This is a genomic window from Desulfobacter curvatus DSM 3379 (assembly GCF_000373985.1).
GTDB lineage: Bacteria > Desulfobacterota > Desulfobacteria > Desulfobacterales > Desulfobacteraceae > Desulfobacter > Desulfobacter curvatus.
Map to the genome: position 1 here is coordinate 20442 of NZ_KB893096.1, position 10873 is coordinate 31314.

The 10873-nt window shown below is 44.9% G+C and carries 11 protein-coding genes; all 11 read left to right on the forward strand.

Annotation, left to right across the window (positions count from 1 at the left end; genetic code table 11):
* The first annotated feature begins 9 nt into the window (after positions 1–9).
* A complete protein-coding gene (locus tag B147_RS0121675; RefSeq protein WP_026259773.1) occupies positions 10–1116 on the forward strand; it encodes a DUF1972 domain-containing protein in 1107 nt (368 codons plus the stop codon).
* Positions 1113–2264 carry a nucleotidyltransferase domain-containing protein gene (locus B147_RS0121680; protein ID WP_020589308.1) on the forward strand — a complete coding sequence of 384 codons (1152 nt, stop codon included), beginning with the start codon at positions 1113–1115 and terminating at the stop codon, positions 2262–2264. Before B147_RS0121675 ends, B147_RS0121680 begins: the two co-directional genes overlap by 4 nt.
* Positions 2257–3699, forward strand: a complete 1443-nt coding sequence (locus tag B147_RS0121685) for a sugar transferase (protein WP_020589309.1) — start codon at positions 2257–2259, stop codon at positions 3697–3699. The genes B147_RS0121680 and B147_RS0121685 overlap by 8 nt, the downstream gene beginning before the upstream one ends.
* A 133-nt stretch (positions 3700–3832) precedes the next feature.
* Positions 3833–3994, forward strand: a complete 162-nt coding sequence (locus B147_RS31915) for a hypothetical protein (protein WP_020589310.1) — start codon at positions 3833–3835, stop codon at positions 3992–3994.
* Positions 3991–4734 (forward strand): tyrosine-protein phosphatase, encoded by a 744-nt coding sequence (locus B147_RS29210; RefSeq protein ID WP_020589311.1) that lies wholly within the window; start codon positions 3991–3993, stop codon positions 4732–4734. Before B147_RS31915 ends, B147_RS29210 begins: the two co-directional genes overlap by 4 nt.
* A gap of 1 nt (position 4735) precedes the next feature.
* Positions 4736–5944: an outer membrane beta-barrel protein gene (locus B147_RS0121700; RefSeq protein WP_020589312.1), complete on the forward strand. Its 1209-nt coding sequence runs from the start codon at positions 4736–4738 to the stop codon at positions 5942–5944.
* Positions 5945–6820: a polysaccharide biosynthesis/export family protein gene (locus tag B147_RS0121705; protein WP_020589313.1), complete on the forward strand. Its 876-nt coding sequence runs from the start codon at positions 5945–5947 to the stop codon at positions 6818–6820. It begins immediately after the preceding gene.
* An 11-nt stretch (positions 6821–6831) separates the two neighbouring features.
* Positions 6832–8376 (forward strand): GumC family protein, encoded by a 1545-nt coding sequence (locus B147_RS0121710; RefSeq protein ID WP_020589314.1) that lies wholly within the window; start codon positions 6832–6834, stop codon positions 8374–8376.
* Complete coding sequence (locus B147_RS0121715) at positions 8377–9609, forward strand: CpsD/CapB family tyrosine-protein kinase (RefSeq protein ID WP_020589315.1); 1233 nt, start codon at positions 8377–8379, stop codon at positions 9607–9609.
* Positions 9610–9639: 30 nt separating this feature from the next.
* On the forward strand, positions 9640–10476 hold the full coding sequence (locus B147_RS0121720) for an ABC transporter permease (RefSeq protein ID WP_020589316.1): 837 nt from the start codon (positions 9640–9642) through the stop codon (positions 10474–10476).
* Between the two features lie 180 nt (positions 10477–10656).
* Positions 10657–10873, forward strand: a 217-nt coding sequence (locus tag B147_RS31920) for a hypothetical protein (RefSeq protein ID WP_026259775.1), incomplete at its 3' end; no start/stop codon positions are given.

A 10873-nucleotide genomic window follows, 5' to 3' on the forward strand; every position in this document is an offset into this window, starting at 1 on the left:
TACTGATAATTGAAGCATCTACTAATATTAGGGACTCGGGGCATTCCTGCCCGGCATGGCGGTTTTGAAACTTTTGCAGAGCAGTTCTCTTTTTATCTTAAACGCAGAGGATGGGAAGTCACTGTCTACTGCCAGGAGAAGGGCCGAGGTTGTTTTTTTGAAGACGATTGGAACGGAATTCACAGGGTACATATTTTGGTTGCTCGAGCTTTGGAAGATGCTAAAGGTACTATTGTTTTTGATTGGAAATCAACCTGTCATGCAGCAAGACAACAGGGCGTCATGCTTACGTTAGGCTATAATACGGCCATTTTTTGTGCGTTGTATCGTCTGAAAAGAATAAAAAATATCATAAATATGGACGGCATCGAATGGCAGAGGGATAAATGGTCCTTTTTAGAACGCACCTGGTTGTACTTGAATGAAAAAGCCGGATTATTGTTGGGGGATCACCTGGTGGCGGATCACCCTGAAATTAAGCGTCATCTTGCAGGGTTTATTTCGAAGAAAAAAATAACAATGATTCCTTATACGGCGCCAATGGTCCGCTCTGCCGATGCCGCCTATCTTAATCAGTTCCATCTTGAACCCGGGAAATTCGTCCTCCTTATTGCCCGGCCTGAATCGGAAAACTCGATTCTTAAAATTGTTCGGGCGTATACTGCCCAAAAAAGATACATGCCTCTGGTAGTTCTGGGAAAATACGATTCAAAACACTATGAGTACCAAAAGCAGGTGTTGGATGCCGGCAATGATGAAATTATGTTTGTGGGAGTTATATACGATCAGACTGTTGTTCAGGCGTTGCGTTTTTATGCCCGTTTTTATGTACACGGCCATACCGTGGGTGGAACCAATCCTTCCCTGGTTGAGGCCTTGGGGGCGGGATCTCCCGTATTGGCGCATGACAATCGCTTTAACCGTTGGGTGGCAGGTGAAGGAGCTTTGTTTTTTGGGGACGAACAGACGTGTGACAGGCAGATTACAAAACTCCTTCAGGATGATGATCTGGTTGCAAAGATGAGGGTTGCAAGCAAGAGGCGTTATTTTGAGCAATTTACTGAAGATAAGGTTTACGGGGCCTATGAGCGGTTGCTGGGTGAATACGCGGATTGAAATATAGATTAAACATATCGAACGAGCAGAAGCTTGTCTTACTTCTGTCTGCGCCGTTTTGTTCCGATTGCCGGCCGGAAGAAATCAATAAAATCTTACAAAATGAGAGGCAGATCAATTTAAACGAGGTTTACCGCCTCTCATTGGAATGTGAAGTTGCCGGGTTTGTTTACAGGAATGTCAAACTTATCTCTTTGGATTTAAAAGAGATAACAGATAAGTTAGAGTCGGTCTACCAGGAAACGGCTCTAAACAATATGGGGGCACTTAAGGAAACTCTGGTGCTGCTGAAATCCTTATCAGTTCAAGATATCCCAGCCATACCCTTAAAAGGTGTTTATGCTTCAGATAAATTATTCCGGGATTTCGGGGTGTACCCTTCAAGTGATATTGACCTGCTGGTCCCATTCAGTCTTCTTGAAAAAATAAAAATAATACTTGAATCTGAATGTGGTTACACGCCGGTCGAAGAATTTTCCCAAGAAGATCTTTTGGACAGCCATTACCATCTGATTTTTAAAAAGTGGATGACGCTTGAAGTTCACTGGAACCTTGTGAAGCGGTATTTTTCCATTCCGGAAGAGTTTTGGTGGAAATCTGCCTTTCCTCTTGAGTGGGAGGGGGAACACATAATGGATTTAACCATTGAGAACAATATTCTGTATCAGGTTTTCAGGCTTTTTGACCATTGTTTTCATCCTTTGCGGTTTTTTGTTCTGCTTGGTGCCTTGATCGAAAAGAATTATAATCGGATCAATTGGGCGTGTTTACTTCAGACTGCAGACCGGTTTGGGATGGGGAAATTGGTTATCTTCACCTTAAACATATCAAATGATTTGCTGGGAACTTCCGTGCCCGGTTTGGTATTAGGCCAACGCACCCGTGGATATCCGCTATTAAGACGCCTTGTATTTTCAGGCATCTTTTCCGGGGTTAGCCGGAAGCATCTGAGGATGATGGCCTTTACGCTGATGCTTATTGAAACAAGGTCCATTGTAAGGATTTTTTTGGGCAGGCTTTTTCCTTCAACCGGAGAATTGCGCCTGAGATACAACCTGTCTCCTTCATCGAAATCAATCTGTTTATACTATATATTAAATCCTTTTCTGTTGATTTTAAAATCAAAAGACAGGAGAAAAAATGCTTAGAGAACATAGTTCATTAATACTGGATTTCCAGAAGGTCTTTGATAGTGTAATCACGATCGTATCATTTATTATCGCATATTTTATCAAAAAGGAGATACTGCCGGGTCATTTGGGTGCTTTGTCTACGGCTCCTAACTACTATCTGATTCTTACTCTCATCATCATCTCCTGGTACATGGCTTTCAAATGGATGGATGTGTACATGCCATACAGGGCGAAACCTTTCTGGTACTTTTTTACAGCCATTGTAAAAGGCAGTTTGCTTGGGATGATTTTCGTCAGTGTTGCCATGTATGCCATGCATATTCAGGGGGTGAGCCGTCTTTTGATGGGGATCTTTCTGATTTTAAATATCAGTTTTTTGACTTTGGTAAGATTTATAGTATTTAAAACCTTGGAGCGGCTTCGGACAGACGGGTTCAATACGCGCAGTGTTCTCATTGTCGGCAGTAAGGAGCGGGCAAGGGAAGTTATTCGGGCCATTGAAAAATACAAATCATCAGGGTACCGGGTGGCCGGCTGCTTTGATGTTGAAGATGATCTGGTAGGACAGGCAGTGGAAAACGGGCACAAGGTGATCGGGCTGGTCAGGGATCTGGAAGATTATCTCCGGCATAACATCGTTGACGAACTTATATTTGCCATGCCTTTGAAAATAATTAAAAAGGGGGGTCGGTATCTGGCATTGGCAGAAGGTATGGGCATCAAGGTAAGGATCATACCTGACTGGGAGATTCATTATCTTATGTATCGTCCCAATATCGCGACGATTCACTTTGAGTCTTTTCTAGGTGTATACAACATGACGTTACAAACCACACCCATGAATGAAGGAAAGATTCTGCTTAAAACCATTTTTGACTATCTGTCTGCTTTGTTTTTGACCTTGTTGCTGTTGCCGGTGTTTGCTGCAATTGCCGTTGCCATCAAATTGACATCCGAAGGCCCTGTTTTTTACACCCAGGAACGGTTGGGTATGAATGGTCGGAAATTTAAATTTTATAAATTTCGGACCATGGTGAATAACGCCGATGAAATCCGCAAAGGGCTTGAAGATAAAAATGAGATGGATGGTCCGGTATTCAAGATAAAGGAAGATCCGCGTATCATTCCCGGGATTGGTCATTTTTTACGTAAAACGTCTTTGGATGAACTGCCCCAGCTATTTAATGTGCTCAGAGGAGAGATGTGTCTTGTGGGACCAAGACCGCCTATCCCCAAGGAAGTGGATGAATATTCAGTATGGCACCGGCGACGGCTGTCCATGAAACCGGGAATGACCTGTCTGTGGCAAATTGCGCCTAATCGTAATGACTTAAGTTTTGATGAATGGATGAAGCTGGATTTAAAATATATTGACACTTGGTCCTTGTTTAATGATATTAAAATTTTATTTCTTACGGCCAGGGCAGTGGTTACCCGATCCGGCAGGTAGTTCATACTCGGTTTGTTCATCCATGAAGCTTTATTTTTCTTGTTTTGTCTTTTGGGCCTTTGCCACACTTTTTTGCCACCAATGGTCTTACAAGTAATTATTTTAAGAAAAATATAACAGAGAGGTGAAAGTGATGAAAAAAGATTTTGTCATTATTTTAATTTTGTTTGTCTTTGCAGTTATCGGCGTATATATGTCGTGTACAGGTTCTGAAACAGGTAGAACTGCCGCTAATTCTGCAGAAAGAATCATATTCAGCCAAATAGATTCAACCCCGACGTCGCAGAAATCATGATTGACATTCACTGCCATATTTTGCCCGACCTGGATGACGGGCCATCCAATATGGAGAAAGCTGTCGACATGGCTCTGTTGGCTGTGCGGTCCGGCACCACCCAGATTATTGCCACGCCCCATTTTAAAAATGGGGTGTTCGAGGTGAGTTCCGAGATGGTGATTGATTCTGTTAAGATGTTTACCAGAGTGCTTGAAGAAAAAAAGATTTCCCTTAAAGTGTTGCCGGGTGCGGAGATTCGTATATCACCGGATAGTTGTCTCCTGTTGGATCAGGGCGAATTGCTGCCTTTGGGATGTTCCAGGTATTATCTTTTTGAATTGCCGGATATTTTTATTAAAGAGGGAATCATCACGTTGCTGCGACAATTGCGGCAGCGGGAGGTGATCCCGGTTATTGCGCATCCTGAACGTAACCGGACCATTCAGCGGCATCTGGAAATGATCCCGGAATTTATTTTTGAAAATGCCTTGTTTCAGATTACAGGAAAAAGTATCACAGGTGAAAACGGAAAGCGCAGCTTCAAGATTGCCTGGAATATGGTTAAAGAGGGACAGGTGCATTTTGTGGCATCCGACGGGCATAGTATCCGGCACAGGCCTCCTTGCCTTGACGATGCCGTCAAGGCCGTGAAAAAAGCAGGCGGGAAAAAGGCGGTCAGAACTATTTTTGAAGAGAATCCTGCTAAAATATTGGCAGGTTCGGTCATGTCTGGTGTTAGGGGTAAGCGGGTGATATGAGATGATACGTGATGTGCGATTGGCTTTTACTGCAGTTTTTTTGATCATTTCAGCATGGACAGGGATTACATTGGCCGAAGAGCGGTTTTTGATCAAACCCATGATAGAAACGGATTACCGAATTGATTCTAATTTCTATAATGACAGTACAGATGAACGCGCTGTCAGTACATTGACCATCAGTCCCGGGCTTGAGTTTGGTTTTGAAACGGCAAAAAGCCGGATTAATGCCTTGGGTTTATTTAATTTCAACTATTATGATGATCTGGATGGTGTGCCGGCCGGGACAGAGGATGCGGATGAGAATAATTATGCCGGATACAATTTAAAGCTTTCCGCCAAAACCATGCTGTTCACCCGGATCACAACCGGGCTGGATGGCCGTATGATCAAGACAAGGAATCCCGAGGAACGTGACGAGCTTGACAATTTCATTGATACTGAAAAGTACAAGATTAACCGGTTCCATCCCTGGATTAAGTACCGGATTTCGCCTCGGATTTCTGCTGGCATAGAGGTTAACACCACCGGCATTGATTATACCGATAGTTCTGAGTATGACTCCTTTCTGTTCGAAGGAAAGGGACGGCTTTATTACGAAATCAGTAAATTCACCACGGTGGACCTCGAATATGCCCACGGGGATATGGACTACGACACGGACGCCTTGGATTACGCCTCAAGAAAATATGGGATGAATATTGTTAGTCGGTACAAATATTTTAAACTGGATGCAGGAGGCGGATATCATGAGCGCGATTTTGTCCAGGCCGGAGAAGATAACATGGATACCCCTTACTGGCATATCTCCATTGAGGGCCAAAATCCTCCTAAATTGGACCGGGATGAAAAGCCCAGAAGCTACATGACCTTGAAATTCAATCAGGATTTTAATGATACTGGAAGCAATAATGCGTATTACCGGGCGGACCGGGTAACCCTGATCCTGGGACACCTGTTCATGGAAAAGATAGATGCCAGGTTCAAAGGCTATTACCAGAAAAGTGATTATGAAAACAGCTGGATAGCAGACCGGGAAGATGACACCTTGTTTCTTTCCGTCATGCTTTCCTATTTTTTGAATCGGCGATTTACCCTGGCAATGGAATCAGGTCTGGAATCAAGGGATTCTTCCTATGATGATTATGATTACGATAACAGCTTTGTACTCTTTAAATTAACCTTTAACTATGATTTGGGAAGCAGCTGAATGAAACAAGTATTTATACTAACTTTACTATTCTTTCTGGTGGCGGCAGGCCCAGGTTTTTGCCAGACAGGCACCTATCACATTGGGCCCAGGGATGTCTTAAGCGTTTCCATACATGCCGGTGGTGTGGCCCAGGAAAAGATAGACGTAACCGTATCTGAACATGGAAAAATAAATGTGCCGTTTATCGGGTCGATTAAGGCCGAAGGATTGACCCTGACGGAACTGGAGGATGCGATTCAGACCCCCCTTGCGCAGGACTATTTTGTTAATCCCCAGGTCAATGTACAGGTAAAAGAGTACCATAGCATCAGTTTTTTCATCTCCGGTGCAGTTAAAAAACCGGGGCAGTACGAAATGACATCCGTCACCAATTTTCTTGAACTGGTATCCCGGGCCGAAGGATTACTCAAAGACCGGGGCTCCATCGCCTATGTGCTGCGGGAAATCCATGGTATCAGCACGGAAGAGGATGTCAAAAAAGCCATTAAAAATAATGCCACCATCAAGGTGGACTTAACCCAGTTGCTGGACGAGGGCGATATGTCCCATAATATTACTCTGGTTCCCGGGGATATCGTCTACATTCCAAGGGCCGACAAGTTGAATCAGTCCGTATACAAAATATATGTGGAAGGCGAGGTTAAAAAACCCGGGGTTTATGATTATCAACCCGGCATGACGGCTATGGCGGCCTGCGTCATGGCCGGTGGATTTGACAAATATGCCGCCATATCACGGGTGAAAATCGTACGAAATGAAAACGGTAAACAGGAGGTCATCAAGGTGAATCTGGAAAAGGTACAGGACGGCCGGACCCCTGATATACCCATAAAACCCGGTGACCACATTCATATCCCTGAGACCTGGCTTTAAGGAGCAACCATATGACATCTGAGACCCCAGAACAGATCAACGAAGAAGAGATCCATTTATCCGACTACCTGAATGTGGTGTTAAACCACAAGGGGCTGATTCTGTCCTTTTTACTGATTACAGTGGTGGCAACAGCAATTTTTACTTTCAGTACCAAGCCCGTGTACCAGGCGGCATCTAAACTGGTCATCGGGATGAGCAGAAATGTCTCGCCGCTTTCGGGGCAATCCTATTCCATGGACAGCTTCTATGTTGAAGAGAAAAATTTTAACACCCATTTTAAGCTGATCGCCTCAAAACCCGTACTCAAAATGGTGGCACAAGAGGTGGATTTAAGCCCGGACACAGACCAGCAAGCCGCCAATCCTTTGGTGCGTTATATGTCCAGGGTTAAGGAAAATATTAAGCTGGTCAAAACCGCCGTTAAGGATTTCATAAAGCAATTGTTACCTGAATCAGATCCGGCGTTGGAGGTTGGTCTGTTGGAAGAGTCCATAGACACAGCCTATCGACAGCTTTTGTCCATGATCACGGTCAACCCGGTGGATGAAACCCGGATTATGGAAATTGTAGCAAAAGATACCGATCCCCAGCGGGCCCGGGACATTGCCAATGCCGTGGCCCAAAAATACATTGAATTTGATCTCTCCACCAAGCTGAAATCATCTACGGACAAATTGAATTGGATGACCAACGAGCTTTACGGGGTAAAAAAGAAGCTGGAGGATGCGGAAAAAGAGTTTATTGATTACAAACAGTCCCAGAAGATGTTTTCCATGGAAGGCAGACAGACTCTGATCACCCAGAAGATCGCTTCCTTTAACCGGAACTATCTTGAAATAAAGAACAAAAAGCTGGAGCTTGATACAACGCTTCAGGGATTGCGGGCGGCCATGGGAAACAGTGCCAACATCATGCGGATCAAATCTTTGGTGGATGATCCCATTATTAAAGATTTGTATTCGATCCTGACCTCCCTGGAAATTGAAAAGGGACATTTGTCAAAGGTGTACAAACCTAAGCATCCTAAAATTGTTGAGGTGGTGTCTAAAATCGAAAACACCGGTGCCAAGCTGAGGAGCGAACTGGAAAAAAAGATGGTTGCCATGAAGCGGGAGCGCGATATTCTGGCTAACCAGGAGCGGGAGATTAAAAAGCAGATTGCCGAATTTGAGAACGAGGCTATGCAAACCAGTGAAAAGGAGCTGGCCTACAACATTTACCAGCGCAACGTTAATACCAGCCAGCAACTGTATGATATTTTGTTATCCCAGGTGAAAGAGTCTAATATCCTTCAATCCTCGGATGCGTCCAATTTGACCATTGTGGAAACTGCAGACCTGCCTGAAGAACCGGTTAAGCCCAACAAGAAACGCAATTTTTTGCTCAGTATTGTGCTTGGACTTTTTGGTGGGGTCGGGCTTGCATTCTTCCTTGAATACCTTAACCAGACCATTCGAAATGAGGAGGATGCCGAACGGTTTTTGGGGTATCCTGTGATTGCGGTTGTACCGGATGCAAGTTTGAAAAACGCCTCATACGGAGGGCACAAATAGATGTTGAAGCTGAAAAAAAAGAACAAAGAAGAAAACAACGCCCTGCTGGACCAGTATCCTGCCAAGTCCGGCTATGCCGAATCCTACAGGACTATGCGGACAAACCTTCAGTTTGCCTCCATGGACAGAGACCTGACTGTTATCTGCGTGACCAGTGCCACGGAAAAGGAGGGGAAGACTAATACGGTGGCAAATCTGGCTTATACCATTGCCCAGACCGGCCAGCATGTGCTGATGGTGGATTGTGATTTAAGAAAGCCCGGGTTGACCCATCGGTTTGGCAAAAAAGGCGAGCCCGGTCTGTCCGAATTGGTGTCGGAGCAACTGGGCACGTTGATGGCTGAGGGATCAACTGCAAAGATTAAGCTCAATGATCTGGTTAAGCTGAATAATTTGCAGCGGCGTACCGGGATTCTCTCCATTGCAGATGAAGAAAATTCGGTGGAGTTAAGTTTTTACGACGGCAGTCTCACAGATGTGTACTGGAAAAACCGGCCGGACAATAAAAAGCTTGCCTCTTCTCTGGTGGCGGCCAATCTTTTGACAAAAGAACAGGCCCAGCTGGCCATTGGCCACCAGCGGCGATCGGTGCAGAAGCTGGGGACCATTCTGACCACCATGGGTATGATTACCATGGCAGATCTGAAAAAACATCTGTCCATGCATATTGTGGAGGCGTTTAAAACAGCGGCCTCCATTTATAATGGGCAATTTAAATTTACACCGATGCCCGCCAGCCAGATTGACACTACGATTGAACATGATGTCAATTTTGAAAAAATGTTCCAAGAGTTTTTGGATGAAGGCCACCAGTTTCCCTACCTGGCCGATATGATTGAGTCTGTGGTAACCAAAACAGATGTTGATAATTTATATCTTATGCCGTCAGGAAAAATTCCGCCCAACCCGTCGGAGATGGTAAACTCCGGTAAGATGGCGTTTGCTTTGAATCATCTTTCCAATGTGTATGATTTTGTCATTATTGATACCCCGCCGGTGCTGCCGGCAAGTGATGCCCTGGTGCTGTCTCCGGGGACAGACGGGGTGTTGCTGGTTGTAAAGGCCAACCAGGTAAACAGGAAGTATATCAAGGATGCTGTCAAGCAGCTTGAATCGGTGGGAACAAAAATTCTTGGCGTGGTTTTGAACCGTGTGGATGTGAGCCGGGAACGTTACTATCGGTATTATAGTAAATATTATACGTCATACTATGGAGAAGATGCCGAAGAGTAATCTTTCGGCTAGACAAAAAGTGGGTACTATTTGAAGACTAATACAAGTGATTATAATATCACTATCAGTCTGGATGCTCCGGCCGGGTCCGTTCTAAAAGATGTCTGGCAATACAGGCATCTTTTCTATTTTCTGGCCTGGCGGGACATCCTGGTCCGGTATAAGCAGACCCTGGCCGGGGTGGCCTGGGGCGTGATAAAGCCTTTATCCACAATGGTGGTTTTTACCCTTGTCTTTGGTAAACTTGCTGATTTGCCGTCAGGACAAGCGCCCTATGGTGTTATGGTTCTGGCGGCGCTTTTGCCTTGGCAATTTTTCACCAATATCCTTTCCAATACCGGCAATTCCCTGGTGTCAAATGCCTCGTTGGTTTCAAAGGTCTATTTCCCCCGGGTGATTATTCCCATGGCCACGGTGGTGGTGGCTCTGGCGGATTTCCTTATTGCCTTTGCCCTGCTTGCTGGGATGATGTTGGTCTACGGGGTGTGGCCGGGTATGACCATTCTGCTGCTGCCCGGGTTCATGGCAATCGCCATATTGACTTCCCTGGGTACAGGGCTGTTTGTGGCCGCACTGAATGTGAAGTACCGGGATTTTATGCACCTGACGCCTTTTATTCTCCAATTTGGGCTGTACATGTCCCCTGTAGGGTATTCCAGCAGCATTGTGCCCGAGGGGTGGCGGTTTATTTACAGTCTAAACCCCATGGTGGGGGTGATCGACGGATTCCGGTGGGTGCTTTTGGGAGAAATCGCTTTGGTGTATTGGCCGGGGGTTTTTATGTCTGTGGTATTGTCCATGATGATATTTATTTTCGGGCTTAAATTTTTCATCCGGAATGAGCGGGATTTTGCTGACGTAATATAATCTATGTCCAGCGCTGACGCATCAAAATTTATTGTCAATGATATCAGGGGGGCGGAGCGACATCTAAAATTATTTTGTCGCAAAATTATAATAGACACTCTGCAGGTCTTTTGATAATGTAACGTGGATGTGTGTGAGTTCACCCACCAATNGAAACGTTACATTTGAGGAGAAAACGCTGTGATAAGCCAGTGTGGTCGGCAGATTAAAAACGCAGAACTTGAACAGATTCGCGAGACGGTAAAGACATTTTCGAATTTAAGTCAGAAGGAACTGGCTCAGACAATATGCGAGCATTTGAGCTGGTATACAGCTTCCGGCAGGAATAAAGTAGATGCCTGCCTGAAATTGCTTCAGCGGATGGAGACACAAGGTCTTATACGGTTGCCTGAAAAAG